The sequence below is a fragment of the Pseudonocardia sp. DSM 110487 genome, assembly GCF_019468565.1.
GTDB lineage: Bacteria > Actinomycetota > Actinomycetes > Mycobacteriales > Pseudonocardiaceae > Pseudonocardia.
The window spans coordinates 8,773,125-8,795,852 of the sequence record NZ_CP080521.1; the positions used below are offsets into that span (position 1 = coordinate 8,773,125).

General features: G+C 73.0%; 23 protein-coding genes. 12 read left to right on the plus strand and 11 right to left on the minus strand.

Features of this window, described 5'->3' with window-relative positions:
* Window positions 1–14 precede the first annotated feature (14 nt).
* The 3 genes from K1T35_RS41090 to K1T35_RS41100 are packed head-to-tail and all read left to right on the plus strand — an operon-like array spanning window position 15 to window position 2,545.
* Window positions 15–893, plus strand: coding sequence for a serine/threonine dehydratase (locus K1T35_RS41090; RefSeq protein ID WP_220257076.1), 879 nt, complete (start codon window positions 15–17; stop codon window positions 891–893).
* Window positions 894–948: 55 nt separating this feature from the next.
* Window positions 949–1,695, plus strand: a complete 747-nt coding sequence (locus tag K1T35_RS41095; protein ID WP_220257077.1) for an aminoglycoside 3'-phosphotransferase — start codon at window positions 949–951, stop codon at window positions 1,693–1,695.
* Window positions 1,696–1,735: 40 nt separating this feature from the next.
* Window positions 1,736–2,545, plus strand: coding sequence for a TIGR03620 family F420-dependent LLM class oxidoreductase (locus K1T35_RS41100; RefSeq protein ID WP_220257078.1), 810 nt, complete (start codon window positions 1,736–1,738; stop codon window positions 2,543–2,545).
* A 4-nt stretch (window positions 2,546–2,549) separates the two neighbouring features.
* Here K1T35_RS41100 and K1T35_RS41105 read toward each other — a convergent pair whose 3' ends face one another.
* Window positions 2,550–2,996 carry a helix-turn-helix domain-containing protein gene (locus tag K1T35_RS41105; protein ID WP_220257079.1) on the minus strand — a complete coding sequence of 149 codons (447 nt, stop codon included), beginning with the start codon at window positions 2,994–2,996 and terminating at the stop codon, window positions 2,550–2,552.
* A gap of 76 nt (window positions 2,997–3,072) precedes the next feature.
* Here K1T35_RS41105 and K1T35_RS41110 point away from each other — a divergent pair, with 76 nt between their 5' ends.
* Window positions 3,073–3,792: an SDR family oxidoreductase gene (locus tag K1T35_RS41110; RefSeq protein WP_220257080.1), complete on the plus strand. Its 720-nt coding sequence runs from the start codon at window positions 3,073–3,075 to the stop codon at window positions 3,790–3,792.
* Here K1T35_RS41110 and K1T35_RS41115 read toward each other — a convergent pair.
* From K1T35_RS41115 to K1T35_RS41125, 3 genes are read right to left on the minus strand one after another with little or no spacing between them, the layout of a single operon-like run.
* A complete protein-coding gene (locus K1T35_RS41115) occupies window positions 3,767–4,645 on the minus strand; it encodes a class I SAM-dependent methyltransferase (protein WP_220257081.1) in 879 nt (292 codons plus the stop codon). The genes K1T35_RS41110 and K1T35_RS41115 overlap by 26 nt on opposite strands.
* Window positions 4,642–5,814 (minus strand): MFS transporter, encoded by a 1,173-nt coding sequence (locus K1T35_RS41120; RefSeq protein WP_220257082.1) that lies wholly within the window; start codon window positions 5,812–5,814, stop codon window positions 4,642–4,644. Before K1T35_RS41120 ends, K1T35_RS41115 begins: the two co-directional genes overlap by 4 nt.
* Before the next feature lie 44 nt (window positions 5,815–5,858).
* Window positions 5,859–6,377, minus strand: a complete 519-nt coding sequence (locus K1T35_RS41125) for a CGNR zinc finger domain-containing protein (protein WP_220257083.1) — start codon at window positions 6,375–6,377, stop codon at window positions 5,859–5,861.
* Window positions 6,378–6,466: 89 nt separating this feature from the next.
* Here K1T35_RS41125 and K1T35_RS41130 point away from each other — a divergent pair, with 89 nt between their 5' ends.
* Complete coding sequence (locus K1T35_RS41130) at window positions 6,467–10,480, plus strand: trypsin-like peptidase domain-containing protein (protein ID WP_220257084.1); 4,014 nt, start codon at window positions 6,467–6,469, stop codon at window positions 10,478–10,480.
* A gap of 320 nt (window positions 10,481–10,800) precedes the next feature.
* Window positions 10,801–11,106 (plus strand): trypco2 family protein, encoded by a 306-nt coding sequence (locus tag K1T35_RS41135; protein WP_220257085.1) that lies wholly within the window; start codon window positions 10,801–10,803, stop codon window positions 11,104–11,106.
* A 9-nt stretch (window positions 11,107–11,115) separates the two neighbouring features.
* On the opposite strand, the gene K1T35_RS41140 is transcribed toward K1T35_RS41135, so the two are convergent.
* Both K1T35_RS41140 and K1T35_RS41145 read right to left on the minus strand, forming a co-directional pair.
* Window positions 11,116–12,996 carry a serine/threonine-protein kinase gene (locus K1T35_RS41140; RefSeq protein ID WP_220257086.1) on the minus strand — a complete coding sequence of 627 codons (1,881 nt, stop codon included), beginning with the start codon at window positions 12,994–12,996 and terminating at the stop codon, window positions 11,116–11,118.
* Between the two features lie 39 nt (window positions 12,997–13,035).
* The gene (locus tag K1T35_RS41145; RefSeq protein ID WP_220257087.1) at window positions 13,036–13,719 is read right to left on the minus strand and encodes a class I SAM-dependent methyltransferase; all 684 of its coding nucleotides are present in this window, start codon (window positions 13,717–13,719) and stop codon (window positions 13,036–13,038) included.
* A gap of 246 nt (window positions 13,720–13,965) precedes the next feature.
* Between K1T35_RS41145 and K1T35_RS41150 the strand changes: the two genes are divergently transcribed.
* The gene (locus tag K1T35_RS41150; RefSeq protein WP_220257088.1) at window positions 13,966–14,493 is read left to right on the plus strand and encodes a hypothetical protein; all 528 of its coding nucleotides are present in this window, start codon (window positions 13,966–13,968) and stop codon (window positions 14,491–14,493) included.
* Here K1T35_RS41150 and K1T35_RS41155 read toward each other — a convergent pair.
* Window positions 14,486–15,049: a TetR/AcrR family transcriptional regulator gene (locus tag K1T35_RS41155; protein ID WP_255621262.1), complete on the minus strand. Its 564-nt coding sequence runs from the start codon at window positions 15,047–15,049 to the stop codon at window positions 14,486–14,488. The two genes, K1T35_RS41150 and K1T35_RS41155, sit on opposite strands and share 8 nt — an antisense overlap.
* Before the next feature lie 103 nt (window positions 15,050–15,152).
* Between K1T35_RS41155 and K1T35_RS41160 the strand changes: the two genes are divergently transcribed.
* Window positions 15,153–16,046, plus strand: a complete 894-nt coding sequence (locus K1T35_RS41160; RefSeq protein WP_255621263.1) for an LLM class flavin-dependent oxidoreductase — start codon at window positions 15,153–15,155, stop codon at window positions 16,044–16,046.
* Here K1T35_RS41160 and K1T35_RS41165 read toward each other — a convergent pair.
* Together K1T35_RS41165 and K1T35_RS41170 are read right to left on the minus strand one after the other, a co-directional pair.
* A complete protein-coding gene (locus K1T35_RS41165; RefSeq protein ID WP_220257090.1) occupies window positions 16,033–16,647 on the minus strand; it encodes an RDD family protein in 615 nt (204 codons plus the stop codon). The two genes, K1T35_RS41160 and K1T35_RS41165, sit on opposite strands and share 14 nt — an antisense overlap.
* 69 nt (window positions 16,648–16,716) lie before the next feature.
* Window positions 16,717–17,676 (minus strand): YafY family protein, encoded by a 960-nt coding sequence (locus K1T35_RS41170; RefSeq protein WP_220257091.1) that lies wholly within the window; start codon window positions 17,674–17,676, stop codon window positions 16,717–16,719.
* A 63-nt stretch (window positions 17,677–17,739) separates the two neighbouring features.
* Between K1T35_RS41170 and K1T35_RS41175 the strand changes: the two genes are divergently transcribed.
* Together K1T35_RS41175 and K1T35_RS41180 are read left to right on the plus strand one after the other, a co-directional pair.
* A complete protein-coding gene (locus tag K1T35_RS41175; RefSeq protein WP_220257092.1) occupies window positions 17,740–18,858 on the plus strand; it encodes an epoxide hydrolase family protein in 1,119 nt (372 codons plus the stop codon).
* Window positions 18,859–18,862: 4 nt separating this feature from the next.
* On the plus strand, window positions 18,863–19,954 hold the full coding sequence (locus tag K1T35_RS41180) for a winged helix DNA-binding domain-containing protein (protein ID WP_220257093.1): 1,092 nt from the start codon (window positions 18,863–18,865) through the stop codon (window positions 19,952–19,954).
* Between the two features lie 36 nt (window positions 19,955–19,990).
* On the opposite strand, the gene K1T35_RS41185 is transcribed toward K1T35_RS41180, so the two are convergent.
* On the minus strand, window positions 19,991–20,902 hold the full coding sequence (locus K1T35_RS41185; protein WP_220257094.1) for an NAD(P)-dependent oxidoreductase: 912 nt from the start codon (window positions 20,900–20,902) through the stop codon (window positions 19,991–19,993).
* A 175-nt stretch (window positions 20,903–21,077) separates the two neighbouring features.
* Here K1T35_RS41185 and K1T35_RS41190 point away from each other — a divergent pair, with 175 nt between their 5' ends.
* Both K1T35_RS41190 and K1T35_RS41195 read left to right on the plus strand, forming a co-directional pair.
* Window positions 21,078–21,683 carry a dihydrofolate reductase family protein gene (locus K1T35_RS41190; RefSeq protein WP_220257095.1) on the plus strand — a complete coding sequence of 202 codons (606 nt, stop codon included), beginning with the start codon at window positions 21,078–21,080 and terminating at the stop codon, window positions 21,681–21,683.
* Complete coding sequence (locus tag K1T35_RS41195; RefSeq protein WP_220257096.1) at window positions 21,680–22,081, plus strand: VOC family protein; 402 nt, start codon at window positions 21,680–21,682, stop codon at window positions 22,079–22,081. The genes K1T35_RS41190 and K1T35_RS41195 overlap by 4 nt, the downstream gene beginning before the upstream one ends.
* Here K1T35_RS41195 and K1T35_RS41200 read toward each other — a convergent pair.
* Window positions 22,070–22,699 carry a GTP cyclohydrolase II gene (locus K1T35_RS41200; protein ID WP_220257097.1) on the minus strand — a complete coding sequence of 210 codons (630 nt, stop codon included), beginning with the start codon at window positions 22,697–22,699 and terminating at the stop codon, window positions 22,070–22,072. The genes K1T35_RS41195 and K1T35_RS41200 overlap by 12 nt on opposite strands.
* Window positions 22,700–22,728 lie beyond the last annotated feature (29 nt).

The following is a 22,728-nucleotide window of genomic DNA, read 5'->3' on the forward strand; positions in this document are numbered from 1 at the left end:
CCCATCCTCGGCGTATGGCACTCCTTCCGACGGCCGCCGACGTGGCCGCGGCCGCGGCCCGCGTGGCCCCGCACGTCCGACGCACACCGACCCTGCGCGCCGAGATCGACGGCCGCCCCGTCGTGCTGAAGCTCGAGCACCTGCAGCGCAGCGGCTCGTTCAAGCTCCGCGGCGCCCTGAACGCGCTGCTCTCCGGGGAACCACCGGAGCGCGTCGTCACCGCGTCCGGGGGCAACCACGGGCTCGGCGTCGCCACCGCGGCCGGCATCCTCGGCGTCCCGGCCGTCGTCTACGTGCCACGCACGGTCCCCGAGAGCAAGGCCGGCCGGATCGAGGCGACCGGCGCCAAGCTGATCCGCCACGGGGACGCCTACGCCGACGCGGCGGCGGCCGCACGCGCCGAGCCCGGCCGGTACGTGCACGCCTACGACGACCCGGCGGTCGTGGCCGGCCAGGGAACGGTGACGGCCGAGGTCGTGGAGGAGTCGCCGGACGTCGATGCCGTGGTGGTCGCGGCGGGCGGCGGAGGGCTGGCCGCGGGCGCCGCCCTCGCCGCAGGGGGCCGAGCGGTCGTCACCGTCGAGCCGAGCGGCTGCCGCGCGGTGCACGCCGCGCTCCAGGCCGGCTCGCCGGTCGACGTCGAGATCGACTCGGTGGCCTCGTCGGCCCTCGGCGCCACCCGTATCGGCGACGTGCCCTTCGCGGTGCTGCGGGCCGCCGACGTGGTGCCACTGCTCGTGAGTGACGCCGAGATCCTCTCGGCACAGGAGCGGCTGTGGGTGGAGTTCCGGCTGCGGGTCGAGCCGGCCGCGGCGGCCCCCTTCGCGGCATGGCTGGCCGGGCGGGTCCCCGGCGAGCTCCCCTGCCTCGTGCTGTGCGGTGCGAACTCGTGAGGGCACGTCACAGGGCGGACTGCAATGGGGTTGATCGCATCACGATCATGGAGTCGTGAGCCGACCCGCCCTCGCCGGTAGCCCCACCGCACCGGTTGCCGTCCCCGCCGTCATCGCGGAGCTCGCCGGTGACGACATCGTCGTCCCGGTGTGGCAGAACGTGCTGGGCGGGCTCACGTTCCGCCTCGACGGCGGGGACGGCCGTGTCCGGTACGCGAAGTGGGTCGCCGCCGGCACGCCGGAGATCGACCTCGCAGGCGAGGCGGAGCGGCTGATGTGGGCGCAGGGCCGAGTGCCGGTCCCGCACGTGCTCGACCAGGGCGGCGACTCGGACGGGACATGGCTGGTCACGGAGGGAGTGGCGGGCCGCTCTGCGGTGGATCCCCGGTGGATCGCCGAACCGGCGGTTGCCGCAGCCGCGATCGGGCGTGGCCTGCGCCTGCTCCACGACGCGCTGCCCGTCGACGAGTGCCCGTTCGACTGGAGCGTCGAGCGCAGGCTCGCCCGCGCGGAGCACCGGCGCGTGGACCTCGCCGAGCCGCCCCCGATCGACCGCCTCGTGGTCTGCCACGGCGACGCCTGTGCCCCGAACACGCTCCTGCACGACAACGGCACGTTCGCCGCCCACGTCGACATGGGTTCGCTCGGAGTGGCCGACCGGTGGGCGGACCTCGCCGTCGCGGCGTGGAGCACGGAATGGAACTACGGGCCCGGCTACGAAGGCCATGTCTACAAGGGGTACGGGATCGCGCCTGACCCGCGGCGGATCGACTACTACCGGCTGCTCTGGGACATGTCGTGAGACCGGGAACACGCCGAGAGCACGCGTAGTTCCTGGGGACATGACGAAGCTCGGGCCGCTCGGCGGCGCCTACTCCGACCTCAACACCGCCGACGCGGCCACCGCGGCGGCCGCCGCCATCGAGCTCGAGGAGCTCGGGTTCTCGACGCTCTGGATGGCGGGCGGCCCGGGCAACAACCTCACCCAGATCGCCAACGTCGTCCGCGGGACGGCGCGGGTCTCGGTGGCGAGCGGCATCCTCTCGGTCGACCAGGTACCGGCCGCCGAGGTGACCGCGGTCTACTCGGACCTGGAGAAGACCCATCCCGGCCGGTTCACGGTCGGCCTCGGCGGCGCGCACGGGGCGAAGCCGCTCGGCACCCTCAACGCCTATCTCGACGAGGTGGAGCAGGTGGTGCCCCGGTCCCGGCTCGTCCTCTCGGCGCTCGGCCCGCGGATGCTCGAGCTCGCCCGCGACCGCGCCGACGGCGCGTACCCGTACCTCGTCACGACCGACTACGTCGCCTCGGCCCGGAAGATCCTCGGCGACGAGCGGCAGCTCGCCGTGCTGCTGGACGTGATCCCCGAGTCCGATCCGGCGCGCGCCCGGGATATCGCGCGGGAGGGCGGAATGCGGTTCCTCGCCACCCTCCCCGGCTACGCGGCCAACCTCCGCCGCATGGGCTTCGGCGACGACGACATCGCCGAGCTGTCGGACCGGCTGGTCGACGGCGTGACCATCTGGGGAGACCTCGACGCGATCGTCCGGCGCATCGGCGAGTACCACGCGGCCGGCGCGGACCAGGTCGTGGTGCAGCTGGGCCGCCTGTCGCGCGAATGGTGGGCCCGCATCGCCGAAGCGGTGCGCTGACGGATCAGCTCGGGTACGTGGACGTCCGGCGGAAGCGCACCTCCTCCAGCGGGACCTCGGCGCCCTCGTCGTCCACGAATGCCACGCGTAGGCGACGGCCGTCCGCCGAGCGGCGGGCGACCGTCGGACCCGGCTCGTACGGGCGGTGCTCGTCGCCCCACTGCTGCAACGCCCCCAGCACGATCTGCAGCTCGCGGCCCGCCGGTGTGAGGTGGTAGCTGTCGCGCGCCCGCGCGCCGGGCTCGCGGTAGGGCCGCTTCTCGAGCACGCCACCGGCCACGAGCGTGGCGAGGCGATCGGAGAGGACGTCGGGGGCCACGCCGAGCGCAGCGCGGAAGTCAGCGAACCGGGTGGTGCCCGACAGTGCCTCGCGCAGGATCAGGAACGTCCAGCGCTCTCCGAGCACCTCGAGTGAGCGCGCGATCGAGCACGTCTGTTGCGTCACAACCACGGGTTCATCCTACCGCTCTGAGTTGGAAATCCGTACCCAGTAAGCTACGTTGGAGAAACCAACTCAGGGAGGCATCATGGAGATCCGGAACTCGGTAGCGCTGGTGACGGGGGCGAACCGCGGCCTGGGCCGGCACCTCGCGGCAGGCCTGCTGGAACGCGGGGCGCAGAAGGTGTACGCCGCGGCGCGCAACCCGGACGCGGTGGACCTGCCCGGCGCCACCCCGCTGCGGCTGGACATCACCGATCCGGACTCGGTGTCCGCGGCGGCGGCAGCGGCGGGCGACGTGACCGTGCTGGTCAACAACGCCGGGTCGCTCACGGGCGCAGCCCTGCTCGACGGCGACCTCGCCGACATCCGGCTGGAGATGGAGACCCACTACTTCGGCACGCTCGCCGTCGCCAGGGCGTTCGCCCCGCTCATCGCGGCGAACGGCGGCGGCGCGGTGCTCAACGTGCTGTCCGTGCTGTCCTGGTACCACCCCACCGCGTCGGGCGCGTACAACGCCGCCAAGGCGGCCGAGCTGGCGCTGACCAACTCGCTGCGCCTCGAGCTCGCGCCGCGCGGCATCACCACCACGGCGCTGCACGTCGGCTACATGGACACCGACATGATCGCCCACCTCGACGTGCCCAAGAGCGACCCGGCTGCGATCGCCGCGCTCGCCCTCGACGGCGTCCGGGACGGCGAGCTGGAGGTCGTCGCGGACGACATCAGCCGCACGGTCCGCGGCGCGCTGTCCGCCGAGCTGCCGGTGCTCTACCCCGAGCTCACGCCAGCTGGAAGTGCCAGATGATCTCGACGGGGATGCCGGCATCGGCCGCGCGAGCGGCCTCCGGCACCACCGCGGCCAGCGACCACGGCCATACCTCCCACGGCCCCAGCTCCGTCGCACGGGGAGCGGCGGGAGCGGGCGCCATGACCGGTTCCTCGCAACGCCGCAGCTCCAGGCCCACCCCGAGCGCGGCGCGGAGGTAGTCGCCCACGAGGTGGCGGTGGCCAGGAAGCCGGCCGGGGCGGCCGTCGGCGTCGCGCAGGGTGGGGATGGCACCGCGCATGATGCGCTCCGGGTGCATGTCGGAGATCACCAGGTGTCCGCCGGGGCGCAGCACGCGCGCGAACTCTGCGAACGGGGGGCGGAGGTCCGGGACGTGGGCCAGCGCGAGCCCGCAGGTCACGAGGTCGGCGGACGCGTCGGCGACCGGCAGCGCACCGAGGTCCCCTGACCGGAAATCGCCGCTGGGGACGTTGGTGCGGGCGCGGTCGAGCATGTCCGGCGAGCTGTCCACACCGATGACCCGATGCCCACGTGCGGCGAGCAGCGCGGAGAACCGGCCGGTGCCGCAGGCCGCGTCCACCGCGACGCCCGCCGCAAGCGCGTCCACGATCTCCTCGACGACCGGTTCGTCGAAGTCGAAGGCGGTGTTGCGGCCGTCGTCGTAGGTGGCCGACCAGACCCGGTAGCCGTCGACGGTGCCCACCCGCTCGACGGTCACGGCCGCGTCGGCCAGCGACTCGTCGGCGAGCAACTCGCGGACCTCCGCGATCCGGGCCTCCACGAAGTCCCGGTCGTGCTCGCCGATGAACCCCCGCAGTAGGGCGACCCCTTCGAGCCCGAGCAGGTAGGCCAGCGGGTGCTCGTAGATCACGGCTCGGGACGGTAGCCACGGATGTCGGGTTGCGGCCATCGACTTCTCAGCAGCCGCAGCATCGCGACGATCCCGGCGAGCGGGCCCACGGCCAGCAGAGCGAACGCCCAATACCAACCGGCCGCCTGCTCGATGGCGGGAACGAGCCAGATGGTCGCACCGGTCAGCAGGTACCCGAGCGCCATCTGCACGGTCAGCGCGGTGCCGACGTAGCTCTGGTCGGCCAGTTCCGTGACGAGCGTGGAGAACTGCGTGGAGTCACCGACCACGCTGTAACCCCACACCAGCCCGACGGCGACCAGCAGCCACAGCGGGCCGTCGAGCAGCAGGCCGACCGTCGCCGCGCACGTGCCCGACACGGCCAGCATCGCGATCGCGGTGCGCTCCCTGCCGATCCGGTCGCCCAGCGCACCGCAGGTCCAGTTGGCGAGCCCGCCCGCCACGAACACCGCGAACGTGACGTATGCGGCCATGACCGGGTCGTCCAGCCCGCGCCGGTGCATCGCGGCCGTGAAGAAGACGAGGAACCAGGCCCACATGGCGTACAGCTCCCACATGTGGCACAGGTAGCCGATCATTGCGAGGCGGGTGCCGCGGTCGCGCAGCACTGCCCGGACCTGCCGCGGGTCGAAGGCCGCTGCCGGGAACGGGAACGGCCCTTCCACCACGGCCACGAGGGTGAGCACGCCGCCGGCGACGGTGACGACCGAGGTGGTCACGATGACGGTCCGCCAGTCCAGCCCGCCGAGGCCGTTGACCAGGTGCGGCACCCCGGCGCTGACGGTGAACGCACCCACCAGCACACCGATGGCCGTGCCCCGGCCCTGCCGGTACCACGTGGAGATCAGCTTGAGCGCGGGCGGGTAGACGCCCGCGATGAAGAACCCGGTGGCGAACCGCGCCGTGATGCCGAGGCCGAGGCTCTCCGTGGCGAGGAGGAGCAGGTTGGCCCCGGCCGCGCCGAGCGAGGACAGGAAGATCAGCCGGGTGGGCGCGATCGCGTCGGCCACGGTGAACGCCGCGGAGAGCAACGCGCCGGTGACGAAACCCCACTGCACCGCGATCGTCAGCCACGCGACGGCCTCCGCCGAGAGCCCCCACTCGGCGCGCACCTGCGGGACCACCGCGGTGGCCGAGAACCAGGTCGACTTGATCAGCAGCAGCGTCACCGCCAGCACGGCAAGGGTTCCGTGCGGCGTCCGGCACTTCACGATCATGAGACGCGGCGGGCCCGGAAGGCCGCAACCGAGCTGCGGTTCTGGCAGGCCCGCGAGCAGTAGCGGCGCCGGGGGCCGCGCTGGACGTCGGCGTACACCCGGTCGCACCCCACGGCCCGGCAGCGCCCGAGCCGCTCGGCACCGTGCTCGCAGACGGCCAGCGCCAGTCCGAACGCCGTGTTGGCCCGCACCCGGTCGACGAGATCGGCGCCCGGCTCGCCGTAGTGCAGGTGCGGGCCCAGCCCGTGGTCGGAGATGTGCGGCCGCAGCGACACCTCCGCCAGCAGCCCGTTGAGCAGCGCGATCACCTCGGTGCCGCCGAACGCGGGGCGTAGCCGATGTGCCCAGGCCCGCAGCCGGCCGGCGTCTGCCGCGGACAGCTCGGGCACCAGGTAGCGATGCGTGCCGAGCAGCCCGGCGAGCCCTGTGTCCGATACCCCGGAACCGGTGGTGACCGCGTTGACGAGGTCCACCGCGGTGCCCGCGCCGTCGATCCGGTATCCGCTGGCCTCCATGCGACCCCCGTAAGCGAATTAGCCCCAGAATAGCCTTACGCGGCCCGTAACCGGTAGGTTGCAGGGAGTTCCGAGGGGGGATCACGGCCGTGGACGCGGAGCCGGGCATCGACCCGCACCGGGTGGCCGAGGTCATCGTCAGAGGCGCGGATGGTGGCCGGCGGGGTTCCGGCTACCGGGTCACGTCGAGCGTGGTGCTCACCGCGGCCCACGTGGTGGCCGACGCCATGGACGTGCGTCTGCGCTTCGACGCCGACACGAAAGGCGAGTGGAGCACCCCGGCCCGCGAGGTCCTTGCCGACCCGGCCTCGGATCTCGCGGCGGTCGTCATCGACTCCCCGTACGACGTGCCCGCCTGCTCCTTCGGCCGCGTCGGCGACCATCCCGACGAGCTCGTCGTGCAGGCCGTCGGCTTCCCGCGGTTCAAGCTGAAGGGCTACCCCGACACAGGCAGCTACCGCGACTCGCACCAGGCCGTTGGCACGGTTGCTCCGCTGTCGAACCTGCGCTCGGGGCACCTCGAGGTGACGGTCCGCCCGCCCGAGCACGACCCGGACCCGGTCGTCTCCCCGTGGGAGGGAATGTCCGGGGCCGCGGTGTGGGCCGGCCGCCGCATCGTCGGGGTCGTCACCGAGCACCACCGCTCCGACGGCCTCATCAGGCTCGCGGCCGCGCGGGTCACGCAGCTCCTCGACGGCCCGGACGGCGACACGGTGCGCCGGCTGCGGGACCTGCTCGGACAGCGGCCCGGCCTCCAGGACGTGGCGGAATCGGTCTCGCCGCGTGCGCCGTACCTCATTCAGGTGCGCGACATCGCGCCGGAGAGCCTGCTCGGCCGGGAGCAGGAGCGGCAGGAGCTGGCCGAGTTCACCGAGCCGTACGGTTGGTGGGAAGGATCGCCGTGGGCGGGCAAGACCGCCCTCATGGCGTGGTTCGCCCTCCATCCGCCGCCGGACGTCGACGTGGTCCCGTTCTTCGTCGGCAACGGACGTGCCGGGAGCTCGGACGGCGACGCGTTCCTCGGCGCGGTCACCGAGCAGCTCGCCGCGCTGGCCGAGCTGGAGTACGAGCCACCCGAGACGGCGATCGACCGCCGTACCGCTCTGTTCGCCCTCCTGGAGGCGGCGGCGCGCCGGTGCCGGGACGCGGGGCGCAGGCTCCTCGTCGTCGTCGACGGGATCGACGAGGACACCGGCCAGGACACTCGCGAGCCGAGCATCGCATCGCTGCTGCCCCGGCATCCACCGCCGGGGGTCGCCGTGCTGGTGACCAGCAGGCCGGGCCGGTCACTCCCCGATGACGTCCCGGCCGACCACCCGCTGCACAGCTGCACCCGCCGCAGGCTGGCGGTCTCGCCCCATGCCCGGGAAGTCACCCGGTTCGCCCGGCGGGAGCTGAGGGAGCGGCTGCGGGAGGGGCCGCTGCACGAGAGCTTGATCGGCCTGATCGCCGCGTCCGGCGGCGGCCTCACGCACGACGACCTCGCGGAGCTCACCGGCACCACCGCGTTCGCGGTGGCCGACCTGCTGTCCGGCGCGTTCGGGCGCAGCGTCGCCGCCAGGATCCATCGCCAGGCAGGCGGCGCACGGGGCTACGTCTTCGCGCACCGGACGCTCCGCGAAGCGGCCGTGGACGAGCTCGGGCCACGGCTCGACCGGTACCGCGCCCGGCTGCACGCGTGGTGCGACGACCACCGGCGGCGCGGCTGGCCCGCCGGCACACCCGCGTACCTGCTGCACGACCACCCGCGCGTGCTGGCCACGGCCGGCGACGCGGCGCGCCTCACCGACCTCGCCACCGATACGACGCGCCACGAGCGGCTGCTCGAGGTCACCGGAGGTGACGCCGCGGCGCTCGACGAGATCGCGCTCGCCCAGCTGGTCGGCGCCCGGCGCGACGAACCCGACCTGGTGGCCGCTGTGCTGCTCGCGGTGCGCCGCGAGGAGCTCACCAGCCGCAACCGGAACGTTCCGGTGCAACTGCCCGCGGTTTGGGCCGCGCTGGGACGCGGAGAGCGGGCCGCTGCGCTGGCCCGCGGCCTCACGAAGAGCAGGCGGCGGGCCGCTCTCGCCGCCGCGGCCCCCGCCGCCGCCGACGCCGGCCACCTCGACGACGCCGAGGCGCTCGCCGAACTTGTGCCGGATCGCGACCGGCGGGACGAGGCGTTCGCGGGCATGGCGGTGGCAGCCGTACCCCACGACTCCGAGCGGGCCGAGCGCTGGGCGCGGGGGTGCACGCCGAGGCGCAGGACGCGCGCGCTCGCGCGGGTGGCCGTAGCGCTCGCCGGGAAAGACCTACAGCGGGCCAAGGCGATCGTCGCCGAGCTGGTGTCGTCCGAGCCGGACACCCGCAGCCTGCCGGATGTCATCGCGGCCGCCGTGGCGGTGGGTGAGGACGCAACGGCCGAGGAGCTGATCGGCCGGGCCGCTCGCGGTCCGGCGCGCCCCCGCCTCCTCGCCGTGCTGGCGAAGGCGCTGTCGGCCGCCGGCCAGATCGACCGGGCCAAGGAGGTCGCCGCAGGCATCCGGCGGCCGGGGGCGCGGCTACCGGTCCTGGCCGCGCTGGTGCACGACGACGTTGCGCGCGGCGACAACGTTCTCGCGTTATGGCATCTCCCCCAACTGCGCGACGCCGCCCGCTCGGCCGCGAACCGCGGCGACGCGCTGCGCGACCTGGTCACGCTGGTGTGCGCGGTGTCCGACCACGATCAGTCGGTGGCTGGCAGGTTGCTGGCCGAGGCCGAGCACCTCGCCGCAGGCCTCCACGAGGACAAGCAGGGGTGGGCGCTCGCCCGCCTCGCCGTCGCGTCTGCCGCGGCCGGCGACATCGCACGTTCCGAGGAGCTGCTGGACCGGGTCGACGACGTCGACCGCCTCGCCGACGCGCTCACCGAGATCGCCGAGCGCGCCGCGCGCCGTGGCGAGTCCCGGCGAGCCGAGGTGGTCGTGCGCCGCGTGCCACGGGCCGGCCGGCGGATGCAAGCGCTCGCGGACGTCGCCGCGGCCTTCGCGGCGGGTGGCGACCGTGCCCGCGCCGCCGCCCGCGCCGTCGAGGCCGAGGGGATGGCACGGCGAACGACCGACCTCAACCGGCTCGTGACGATGTGCGACCGGGTGGTCGACGGCCTGGTGGCGATCGACGCGCTGCCGGCGGCCGTCGAGCTCGCCGAGCAGATCCCGGACCCGGCACGACGGGCCGCGGCGTTGACCCGGGTGGCCTGCGCACTGGCCGCTTTCGGAGCGATCGACGACGCCGTTGCCCTCGCCGACGCGCTCGACGATCCGGAGCACCGGTCATGGGCGCTGGTCGACGTCTGCGAGGCGCAGGCCGCCGCACACCGCACGGACGACGCGGTCGCCACCGCGAATGCGGTACTCGCCGATCCGCCCGGCGACGGCTACACGCGAGTGGTCGCGCTCCTGCGCCTGTCGACGGCGCTGCACACCGTCGGCGCCACCGGCGACGCGGAGCGGCTGCGGAAGGCGGCAACGGCGCAGGCGGTCGAGGACGTCACGGATCCCGACCAACGCGTGCGGGCGATCGCCCATCTCTCGGTCGCACTGGCGGCGGCCGGTGACGCGGACCGCGCCGCCGTGCTCGCCCGGAGCACCGAGGCGGAGCTGGCGGGCATCGCCGACCGCGGGCGTCAGGACCGGACCCGCACGCGGGTGGTCGACGCGTTCGCCGCGGCCGGCTTGATCACGTGGGCCGAGGACGTCGCACGTACGATCGCCGGCCCGGCGGCAAGGTCCCGGGCCATGGCCGCGCTCGCGACGGCGGTCGCGAGCGACCCGGACCGCGCATGGACCCTGCTCGGCCGCGCCGAGGAGCTGCTCGAGGCCATCCCGAGACGGGAGGACGGCTGGGCCGCGGCCGGGCGGCTCACCGGTGCCGCCGCCGTGGTGCTCGCCCGCGACGCCGACCCGGGCGGCACCCGTCGGGCCCTGATCACCCGCCTCGTCGTCGAGTTGCTCGCCACGGGCGGATGGATCGAGGCGGTCCCGGCCATCGCCCGGCTGGAGTGGGAGGCGTTCGACGCCCTCGCGGACTGGCTCACGACACGCACGGCTGCCGGACTCGAAGAAAACTTGGGAATGGCTTAAGGCACAGCTCCGTGTGCCCCGTCACGTTCCCCGCTAGGGTGTAGTCATCCGATCACATACCGCAGCCGAGAGGAGGCGCACCGTGTGCCTGCAGACCCCATCATCGCCACTGGTGGCGCCCAACCGGCAGAGCCGGTGGCCTGACTATTTCGTCATGCTCATTCGACTCTGCCGTTCTCCCGGCCGAACGCACCGGCCACGCGTGGGGATGGGCTACCAGCTGTAAAAGGCGGATCGCCATCCCGGCACCGGGTCGTGCGACCCGGTCGCGGAGTGGGATCCTCCAGGCGTCACCGCCTGGACCACGCGAGGAGTCTCGAATGCCGCTGGCGCTCTCGGAAGTCATCGCGCAGCTGCGCGCCGAACTCGCCGAAGCCATGCGCGCCGGTGAGAACGAACAGTTGCGCTTCGAACTCGGCCCCGTCGAGGTCGAACTCACCGTGGGTGTCGACAAGGAGGCCAAGCCGGGCGCCAAAGCGAAATTCTGGGTGCTCGAATTGGGCACCGAGACACGCTTCGCGTCCGCCTCCACGCAGCGGATCAAGCTGACGCTCGACCCGCGTCACGCCGCCCAGCCCGGGCGCAGGCCCACGATCTCGGGCGACGAGGCACCGGACGAGCGCTAGTGTCCCGAACTAGGCGGCGTCGAGCCGGGAGCTCGCGATCGTGGCCAGCTCCGACGCCTGTGTGCACGACGCCGGCTCGGGTCGGTACACGTACAGGTTCATGACCTCGATCCGCGGGTTTCCGGTGTCGTCCATGTACTCACGCTGCTGAACGACGACAGAGCACCAGCCGCCCGGCTCGATCACCATGCGCCCTGGCTTGCCTCCGACATCGGCGGGCTCGCCGTCCTCCGCGCCGAACGGAAGCCTCCGGGCGAATGCGATCGTGACGTTGCTGGTGGTCGACTCCGGCAGTCCCCACTGGCAGGAGAAGCCACCGAAGCCGGGCCACGAGCGGGCCGTCGTGCCGGTGGCGCGGGCGGCTTCCTCCGAGGTCAGCAGGTCACAGGCATTGCGTGCGGCCAGCACGGAGTCGGCGGGCCACGCCCGCTGCCCGATCCCCGGGGCGACGAGCCGGGCGGCGCCTGCCTCGGCGACCGCGGCCGCGATCAGGCAGAGGCTGCTCACCGGCTTCGGGCCGGAGATGCTCAAGAGCGCCGAGCTCCCGTCCGGATGCAACACCCGGTGCTCGCAGTACTCCTCGTCCACGTCCGACTCGAGCACCCGCGGACCGTCGGCGGGCGGGGACCAGCCGCTCGTGGTCCGCTGCGTCTCGGCGCCGTTGAACAGCTCGGCGTAGACCCCCAGTACGCCCCCACCGGTGGCATCGAGGTTGGCGGTGCACTCGCGGAACCGGCCGTTGTGCGGCTCGATCGACAGTTTGCCGAACCGATTGAGGACCGCCGGATCGAGGAGCGAGCAGGGATCGGCCGTACGTTCCACCGCGAGCGGGCCGGGCACGGCCGCGACGGACGTTCCGTCCGCGGGCGTGGTCCCCGCGGGGGTGGTGGGCGCCGCCTGTGGTGGCGACGCGGGCTCACCGGAGCCGACGACCAGCACCGTGGCCACCACGGCAGCTGCTGCGGCAAGGGCGACTGCCGCGATGGCAAGCGCCCGGCGCCGACGCCCCGGTGGTTCGAAGGTCCTCGTCGGAGCGATCGGGCGGCCCATGGACGCTGCCATTTCGCACAACGCGTGCTGCGCCTGGACGGCCGTGGGCCGAGCCGCGGGGGCGTCGGCGGTGAGGTCGCGAAGGAGCCCGGTCAACGGACCGGCCTGCCGCGGGGGCGGCGCCCCACCCCGTCCGATGCGAGCGAGGAAGGCGAGCAGGTTTCCCTCGCCCGGACCGAACGGCGGCTGTCCCTCGACCGCGGCGTACAACGTGGCGCCCAGGGAGTACATGTCGCTGCGCGCGTCGGTGGCCTCGCCGCGGGCGGTCTCGGGCGCGAAGTAGGCAGGCGTCCCGGTGAGGACGCCTGTTGCCGTGAGCGCGGGCACCGCCGCCGCGTGGGAGATCCCGAAGTCGGCGAGCTTGACCATCGGAGCGGCGGGGGATCCGGTGACGAGGACGTTGTCCGGCTTGACGTCGCGGTGGACGATGCCTGACGCGTGAGCGGCTGCGAGCGCGCCCGCGATCTGCGCACCGATCATGGCCACGTCGACCGGAGGCAGCGCACCCCACTCGCCGAGCAGGTTCCCGAGCGAACGGGCCGGCACGTACTCCATGACGAGCCACGGCTCGTCGTTCTCGATGACGACGTCGAACACCGTGACGACGTGCGGGTGGTGCAGCGCTGCCGCGATCCGCGCCTCCCGCATCGTGCGTTCCCGCGCAACGGCCGCGTCGGCGGCGGGCAGCCCGTCGAGCCTGACCTGCTTGAGCGCAACCGTGCGGCCGAGCAGCTCGTCGGTGGCACGCCAGACCGTGCCCATCCCGCCCCTGCCGAGCAGCTCGTGCAGCCGGTACCGGCCGGCCACCATCCGGCCGACCCCGTCGTTCCCCCCACCCATGCCAACCCCCCGTTCGCTCGATCGAGCGTAATGGGCGGCTCAGCCAGGCCTCCCACCAGCCGGAACCCGGGCCCGCACGGCCAGCACCACGGGCGTGGGCCCACCGCTCTCGGCGAACCGCTCCGGCACCATGCCCGCGTCCAGAACGGCGTTCAGCAGCTCGGCGAGCGGGAGGTGGCTGGCGCCGACCTTGTCGCGGATGCCCTGGTCGGTCCACGACTCCGTGGTCCAGTGACCATCGCCGTAACCGGGCCGGATCACGACCGCCTCCGGATCTGAGCGGTCGGCGAACCCGCCGCAGAAGCACGGGTGGACGCCGACGTGGACGAACACCCCGCCCGGCCGCACCACCCGCGCGGCCTCGCGGAGCACGGCCGGGTAGGCGGGCATGTCGGTGTGGACCATCACCGCGATCGCCGCATCGACGGACGCGTCACCCAGCGGGAGCCGTTCGGCGTCGGCGCGGGTACACGCGAGCCGGCCCTGCGCGTGCCGCAACATCCCGGCCGAGACGTCGACGCCGATCGGTGTCCAGCCCAGCGCCCGCACGCTCGCGGCGTGCACCCCGGTGCCGCAGCCGATCTCGAGGCAGCGGCCGGCGCCCGGCCCGAGCAGGTCCCGCAGCGAGCGGTCGATCCCGAGCGGATCGTCCGCCGAAGTGCGGGGCAGGAACTCCCCCTCGTACCAGTCCGCGATCTCGTCGTACGCCGCCGTCGCCGCCATGCGCCCTCCCCCGCAGTCGAGGCCGAGGTTAGCGGCCGGCGAGTGGATCGAACGGCCCCTTCGCGCACGCGGGAGGTCACACACCGACTTCGGCGGTCGCACACCGACTGCTGTCAGTGCGCCAACACAGACGTCGGTGTGTGGACAGTCGGATGGCGCCGGCTCCAGGATCAGTGAAACGTCGCTGAGGCGCCCGTGCAACTCGCCGCCGTCACAGTCCTGCCCGTAGCCACGAGAGGAGCACGGATGGGCAGGAAGTGCGGCCGCACGGCAGGACGGTCGAAGGGGCGGGCCGTCGGGCTCGGGGTCGCGCTGATCGCTCTCGGCCTGGTCACCGGCTGCGCGGTGCAGGTCAACAACCCCGGGTTCGCAGCCGGCCCGACGCCGTCCGCGACGGCCGGTGCGGCCGTCTCCACGCGGGTTCCCACCGGATCGGCCGCCGCCCCGAGCCCGGGTCCCATCGCCCAAGGCGACGGGGTGGCGGCCCTGTGCCGGGTGTCGACGGCCGCCGAGTTCCAGTTGGCGGTCGAGTACGGGAGCCACCTAGGCCCCGCGTCGCTGCGATACTCCGCCGACATGTGGGACGCGCTGGCGTCCAGCGGGCCTCCGGAGCTCAGCGCGGACGCCGCGGAGCTCGCCGTCCAGTACCGCGTGCTCGCCGGCGCCGATGACATCGACAGCGCGTGGGAGCGGGTCGGCGACACGGCGACCGCGGCGTTCCGGCGGGTCGAGTCCTACGCTGACGCGCACTGCGACTCGGGCCAGGTCAAGTAGCGGGCCGGCGTAGCCCTGCCAGCAGGAGCCCGACCAGTCGGCGAGCGTCGTAGCGGGGGTCGCTGTCCGCGCCGATGCAGAGGTTCCCGACGGCCCGCATGAGCTCGTAGGCCTCCAGGTCGGCGCCGATCTCGTCGGAAGCGGCTGCCTCGTCGATCAACCGGGTGCACACCGGCAGGAGCCGGTCGAGGAAGTAGGCGTGCAGGGCCTCGAACTGAGGGCTGTCCGGCCGTAGCGCGGCGGCCAGTCCGTGCTTGGTCACGAGGAGATCGACGAACAGGTCGATCCATCGGACCAGCGCGGCATACGGGGACTCCGCGCAGGCCAGGCCGGTTTCGCCCGCCTCAGCGCACGCCTCGATCTGGTGCCGGTAGACGGCGACGACCAGGTCCGCGCGTGTTGGGAAGTGGCGGTAGACGGTGCCCGTCCCGACGCCTGCCCTCGCCGCGATGTCGCGCACCGGCGCCTCCACGCCGGAGGCGACGAAGACCGCGGCGGCGGCGTCGAGCAGAGCTTGCTCGTTGCGCCGGGCGTCGGCCCGCCTGCGAGCTGACACGCCCACCCCTTCCTAACCGGAACTTCGTTCCGTATGGTTACCGGAACAATGTTCCGCCTGGCCATCATGACAGGCGGTGCCGGTGTCGAAAGGACCACGGCCCATGTCGGAGACCTCCTCAACGAGCTTCGGGATCATGACCGCCCCGATGCAGGTCGACTACCAGGACATCCTGCGTGTCTGGCGCGAGGCGGACACGGTTCCCGAGATCGAGCACGCGTGGCTGTTCGACCACCTCATGCCGATCGCGGGCGACCCGGACGGACCGATCCACGAAGGCTGGACGCTGCTGTCGGCCCTCGCCGCACAGACCCGCAGGCTGCGGATCGGCCTGCTCGTGACGAGCAACCGCTTCCGGCCGCCCGCGATGCTGGCCAAGATCGCCACGACCGTCGACATCGTCTCCGGCGGGCGGCTCGACTTCGGCATCGGCGCCGGCTCGCGGCCCAGCCACCCGCTGGCCAAGCGCGAGTACGACGCGCACGGCCTGCCCTTCCACGACGCCGCCCACGCCGTGGCGAGCCTCGCCGAGGCGTGCACCGTGATCCGGCGGCTGTGGACGGAGGCCGAGCCGTTCGACTTCGACGGCAGCCACGTCCGGCTCACCGGGGCGTTCGGCAACCCCAGACCCGTCCAGCACCCCCATCCACCGATCGTCATCGGCGGGCGATCGGCCGCGACGCTGCGCGTGGTCGCCGAGCACGCCGACGTGTGGAACATCCCCGGCGGCGACATCGACGACGCCGTCCGCCGCGGCGCGCTGCTGGACCGATACTGCGTAGAGATCGGGCGCGATCCCGCCTCGATCACGCGCTCGATCCACCTGCCCGTCTCGTACGAGGAACCCGGCTCCACGCGGGGCGCGATCGCCGAAGCGATCGACGCAGGCTTCCGGCACATCGTCCTCGGGTTGCCTGCGCCCTACCCGGCCGAGGTCGCGCGATGGGTCGCCGACGAGCTCGTCACGACGTCGGCAGGGCAGCTCACGGCGCCTTGATCACGACTGTCCCCGCGAAGCGGTCGTGCAGGGCCTGGCGCAGCCGCTGGTCGGTGATGACCGGGACGCCGTCGGCGACGCTCAGCCCGACGGCGAGCAGCATGCCGAGCGTGGCGGCCGACCAGCTGAGCCCCGCCAGCAGCCCGATGAGGGCGAACGCGCCGGGGTAGGCGGCCGCGCGCCGCAGCAGGACCTGCTGCGACAGCGGGCGGCCGTCGACTCCGGCGACGCGGATCTTCATCGCCATCTTGCCGAGGGTCTGCCCCGACCGGGCATGCAGGAAGTAGTCGTACCCGGCGTAGAGGAGACCGGCCACCACCCAGTTCACCAGATACAGCAGGAACAGACCGGGGCCTGCCAGCACCCCGTACGCCGAGACCGCGAAGAGCGGCACGAACAGGGCGAACAGGATCGACGACACGATGATGTTCGCGACCATGAACACGGCGCCGTCGATGATGCGGGCCACGAGCCGCTCCCACCACTCGGCGAGCGGCGGCCCCATCGGCGGCTGCGGGCCGGAGTAGCCCGGCCCGCCGGGGTAGCCGTACGGAGGTGGGCCGGGGTGGTTCTGCGGGGACCATGGCTGCTCGTTGCTCATCGACTTCTCCAGATCCAGTGGGACGCGGTGCGAGGGAGAAGCGTGCTGCCGCGGGGTCCCACCGACGTTTCACGCGCGTCTCACGGCCCTGGCGTATCGCTCCGAGAGGAGGGCGATGTGGTCCGCCAGCTCCGGTGGATCCACGACCTCGAAGTCCACGCCGAGCATGCCGAGGTGCACGGCCAGGCTCTCGAGGCTGTCCGACCCGGTGTGGAGGACGCAGGTCGCGGCGTCGCGCGCCTCGACGTGCCCGACCGCCGCCGTGATGCGCTCCGCGACCTCGTCGGCGGGAGCGTGCACCACCACGCGGGCCCGATACCGCCACGCCGCGGCGGAGACGCGGCCGGACAGGTATGTGGTGACGTCGTCGGTGGGGAGGGGCCGCGGGGCGAAACGCGGGCCGGTCGGGATGCGCGGGGTGATGCGGTCGGCGCGGAAGGTGCGCCAGTCGCCGCGCTCGACGTCCCATGCGAGCAGGTACCAGCGCCGACCCCATGCGATCAACCGGTAGGGCTCGACGTCGCGCCGCGACTCTCCACCGCCGTGGGTGCGGTAGTCGAAGCGCAGCCGCTCCGCGTCGCGGCAGGCGGCGGCGAGCGTGGTGAGCACCTCGGCGTCGACCTGCGGCGAAGGCGTGTCCTCGGGCACGCGCAGCGCGAACTCGCCCAGCGCGGCGACCCGCGTGCGCAGCCGACGCGGCAGCACCTGCTCGATCTTCGCCAGGGCACGCAGCGACACCTCCTCGACACCGGCCAGGCCGGTGGCGGCACGCAGGCCGAGCACCGTGGCCACGGCCTCGTCGTCGTCGAGGAGCAACGGCGGCAGCTGCGCGCCTGCGCCGAGGCGGTAGCCGCCGACCGCGCCCCGGTTGGCGTCGACCGGGTAGCCGAGCGAGCGCAGCCGATCGATGTCGTTGCGGATGGTGCGCTCGCTCACCTCGAGCCGCTGCGCCAGCTCGGGCCCGGTCCACTCGCGACGCGACTGCAACAGCGACAGCAGGCGCAGCAGTCGCGCGGACGTCTCCAACATGGAAGGAATTCTGCCCGACTATCAGGCACGAACCTTGCCTGATTGGCCCGTACCGTCGTGTTCATGGAGATCACGCCGTTCCAGATCGACGTCCCCCAGGCCGACCTCGACGACCTCGCCGACCGCCTTGCCCGTACCCGCTACACCGAGGAGCTCACCACCGGCGGCGACTACGGCGTGCGCGTCGAGCCCGTGCGCGAGCTGGTGCGCCGCTGGCGCGACGAGTTCGACTGGAGGGCCGTCGAGAAGCGGCTCAACGCCATCCCGCAGTTCACGACGACGATCGACGGACAGAACATCCACTTCCTGCACGTCCGCTCCCCCGAGCCGGACGCGTTCCCGCTGATCCTGACGCACGGCTGGCCGGGCTCGTTCGTCGAGTTCCTCGACGTGATCGGTCCGCTGACCGACCCCCGGGCACACGGCGGCGACCCGGCGCAGGCGTTCCACCTCGTCATCCCGTCGATCCCGGGCTTCGCGTTCTCGGGCCCGACCACCGAGCCCGGCTGGAACCGCTACCGCACGGCTCGCGCGTGGAAGGAGCTGATGGCGCGGCTGGGTTACGAACGCTACGGCGCGCACGGCAACGACGGGGGCTCGTTCGTCTCCCCGGAGCTGGGGCGGCTCGACCCCGAGCACGTGGTGGGCGTGCACGTCGACCAGATCTTCTCGTTCCCGTCCGGCGACCCGGCCGAGTTCGAGGGTATGCCAGAGGCGGAGATGGCCGAGCTGGCCACGCTGCAGAGCTTCGCCGCGGAGAAGTTCGGCTTCAACGAGCTGCAGTCGACGCAACCGCAGAACCTCGCCCACGCGCTCGCCGACTCCCCTGCCGGCCAGCTGGCGTGGAGTTACCAGCTGTTCGGCGACGCTGTCCACCCCGACTTCGTGCTGACGAACGTCGCCATCTACTGGTTCACCCGCACCACCGCGTCGTCGATGCGGTTCTACTGGGAGGACCGGCACACCCCCGAGGAGGAGAAGCCGACGGGGCCGACGACCGTGCCGCTCGGGCTGGCCGCGTTCGCGCACGACTTCTCGGGCATCCGGCGCTTCGCCGAGCGCGACCACGCGAACATCGTGTCGTGGACGGAGTTCGACCGCGGCGGGCACTACGCCGCGCACGAGGTGCCGGACCTGCTGGCCGGTGACCTGCGGCAGTTCTTCGCCGGGCTGCGGGGCTGATCCGATGCCCCAGGTGCTCGGCCCGCGCACGTTGAACCGGGCCACCCTCGCCCGCCAGTTCCTGCTGGAGCGCACCACCCGGTCGGTCCCCGAGGTGGTCGAGCACCTGGTCGGCCTGCAGGCACAGACCCCGCACAGCTGGTATCTCGGGCTGTGGAGCCGCATCGCCGGCTTCCGGCCCGAGGCCGCGGCCGATCGGCTTACCGACCGGTCGTTGGTGCGGATCGCGCTGATGCGCTCCACCATCCACCTCGTCACGGCACGGGACGCCCACGGCCTGCGCGCGGCGATCCAGCCCGTGCTCGACAGGGATCTGTTCACCAACCAGCTCCACGGAGACGCCGTCCGCGGACTCGACGTCGACGAGATCGTGGCGGCCGCCCGCCCGCTGCTCGCCGAGCGCGCCCGCACTTCACGGGAGCTCGGCGCCCTGCTGCAGGACCGCTGGCCCGACCGGCCCGCCGCGGGCCTCGCGTACGCCGTGCGAAACCGGCTGCCGCTCGTTCAGGTGCCGCCGCGTGGGCTGTGGGGACGCAGCGGCCCCATCGCGCACACCAGCGCCGAGTCGTGGGTGGGCGACGGCGCCCCGTTCTCGCTCGAGACGCTGGTGCGCCGCTACCTCGCCGCGTTCGGCCCGGCCACGGTGATGGACGTGCAGACCTGGTCGGGGCTCACGCACCTGCGCGAGGTGGTCGAGCCGCTCCGCTCGCAGCTGCGCCTGTTCCACGACGAGTGCGGCCGCGAGCTGTTCGACCTGCCCGACGCCCCGCGCCCCGACGCCGCCACACCGGCTCCGGTGCGGTTCCTGTACGACTTCGACAACCTGCTGCTCTCGCACGCCGACCGCAACCGCGTGAGCACCGACGAGTTCCGCCGCGCCTTCGTGCGGCGCAGCGGACCGGTGCCGGGCGCGGTGCTCGTCGACGGGTTCACCGCGGCCCACTGGACGCTCACGCGCGACCGGGAAACCGCCAGACTGGAGGTGCACCCGCACCGCCCGCTGACCGGCGGAGAGGCCGAGGCGGTCCACGCCGAGGCAGCCATGGCCCTCGCCTTCATGGCGCCCAACGCCGGCAAGGTGGCCTTGCTGGCGTGACACGACGGGAAGGCCACCTTGCTGACGCCGGGAGGGTCACATGAGAGCCGCCGCCGTCGCCGGCCAGCCCTCGTTCGCACTCCGGTTCCGCGGGGCCCAGCCCGTAGCCGCGCGGAACCTGCCATTCGACACGCGCAGAGAACCGAGGAGCGAGGCGACCCGCGGACCGAGCAACCGCGCCGCCCTGCCGGGCACGCCCACCCACCTCCGCCTGCCGACGGCCTCAGCCAGCGCCGCGGCGAACTCGCGCTTCGGCAGCGGCACGTCGTCGGCGACGTTGAAGGTGCCGGACGGGGCGTCGAGCGCCGCGACGACGGCTGAGGCGGCATCGGCGAGGTGGATCGGGCTGGTGTAGGCGTCCGCGTCGCCCAGCACCAGCGGGAACCCGAGGCGCGCCTGGCGGAGCATCTCCTCGGTCTGGGTGGAACCGGGACCGTAGAACCAGCCGAAACGCAGCACGGTGCCGGTCCCGCCTGCCGTGGTGAACCGCCGAGCACTCGCCTCGGCCGCGAGGTTGGCCCGGTTGCGCGGGAGATCCTCGGGCGGCACGTCCTCGTCGATCCAGGCCGCGCCCCGGTCCGGGTAGATCATCACGACCGACTCCTGCACGAGCCGTCCGACCCCCGCGGCGAGCACGGCGTCGACGACGGCGGCGGAGCCCTCAGTCCGGATCCGGTCGTTCTCCCGCCACCCGCTGCTCCAGAGCGCGCGCATGGTCGACGGGATCGCCGTGGCCAGGTTGACCACCGCGCCGTGATCGGCGAAGGCCGCCGTCAGCGCCGCCCGGTCGAAGAGCGAGACGGCGACCGGGCGCGCCCCGAGCTCCTCCAGCAGCGCGGCCCGCTCGGCACTTCGCGCGAGCGCGGAAACCTCATGGCCCGCTGCCGCCAGCTCGGCAACCGCGAGACGGCCGACGGCACCGGTGCCGCCCGTGACGAACACACGCATGATGCGAGCGTGGCAGAACAGGCGGGCCCCTCTTCGTGGAGGCGTCGGCGTCGGCGTTCGCGCACCCTGACAGCCGGCTCGCGTGCTGATCACGTGACGGCCAGGTGGTCACCACGGATGCCCCGGAGTGCCCTGCGGACACATGCTGTTCCACACGAACTCAGGGAGGGACGCCATGGGCAAGGTCGTCGTGCAGGCCACGATGTCGCTGGACGGATTCATCGCCGACCCGTCCGGTCGGGTCGGGCCGCTGTTCGACTGGTACGGCAACGGCGATGTCGAGGTCAGAGGCAACGACCCGGATCGGGTCTTCAAGGTCTCCGCAGCGAGCGCCGAGTACCTGCGGACGGCGTGGAGTGACGTGGGGCCGGGCGTGATCGGGCGGCGCCTGTTCGACATCACCGACGGCTGGGGTGGCGTTCCCCCGGTCGGCGACGCCGTGTTCGTCGTGACGCATCGCGTGCCGACCGAATGGATCGAGGCCCACACGGACGCCCCGTACACGTTCGTCACCGACGGGGTCGCGAGCGCGATCGCCGAGGCGCAGGAGGTGGCTGGTGACCGCGTCGTGTCGGTCACCGCGGGCGACATGGCCGGCCAGGCCCTCGCGGCAGGGCTGGTCGACGAGCTCCGCGTGGACCTGGTGCCGGTGCTGCTGGGCACGGGCGTGCGCTACTTCGGCGACTTCACGGGCGCCGAACAGCTGCTGGACGATCCCGCCGTCATCCAGGGCGACCGCGTGACCCACCTGCACTACCGCGTGCGCAAGGAGGCGCCATGAAGATGCTGCTCGAGCTCGTGCCCGTGCCGGTCACCGACGTCGAACGCGCCAAGGAGTTCTACGTCGGGGCGGGGTTCGTCGTGGACGTCGACGTGCAGCCGGCCGATGGCGTGCGGATATGCCAGCTCACCCCGCCCGGCTCGGCCTGCTCGATCGTGCTGTCCAGCGGCCTGCCCGCACTGGCCGACGCGGCGGCAGGTTCGGTGCGGGGGCTGCACCTCGTCGTCGCCGACGCCGCGGCCGCGCGCGACGAGCTCGCCCGCCGCGGCGTTCCGGTCGGGGAGATCGACGAGCACGACCAGGGCGTCAGGTACGTCCCGTTCAGCGATCCGGACGGCAACACGTGGGTGCTGCAGGAGATGCCGTGGCGGGCCGGCGACTTCGCGTCAGCCGAGTGACCCCAGGTGAGGGAGGTCGTGGCCGAGGCGGTCGCGCTTCGCCATGAGGTAGCGGACGTTGTACTCGTCCACGGGCTCCAACAGCGGGACCCGCCCGGTGACCTTGATCCCGTGGTCGGTGAGCGCGAGCACCTTGTCCTCGTTGTTCGACAGCAGCCGGACCGACTCCACACCGAGGTAGTGCAGCACCCGTGCGGCCGGGCCGAAGTCGCGCACGTCAACCGGCAGGCCGAGCGCGGTGGCCGAGTCGACCGTGTCGAGCCCCTGCTCGTCCTGCAACACGTGGGTGCGGACCTTCGCGACGAGGCCGATCCCGCGGCCCTCGTGCCCGCGCAGGTACACGAGCACGCCGCACCCCTCGTCGGCGATCGCATCGACCGCCGACCGGAGCTGCGCACCGCACTCGCACCGCAGCGCGCCGAAGACGTCACCGGTGAGGCACTCCGAGTGCACCCGGACCAGCACGTCCTTCTGACCGCGCGGCTCGCCGCGCACGAGGGCGAGGTGCTCGTTCCCGTCGTAGGGGTCCCGGAACGCGACGGCGCGGAACCGGCCGCCACGCGTCACGAGGTCCGATTCCGCGACCTCGGCCAGTTCACCGTCTCGCGTCTCCTGCATGAGCTGCCCCTCTCGTCCCCTCTCGCGAA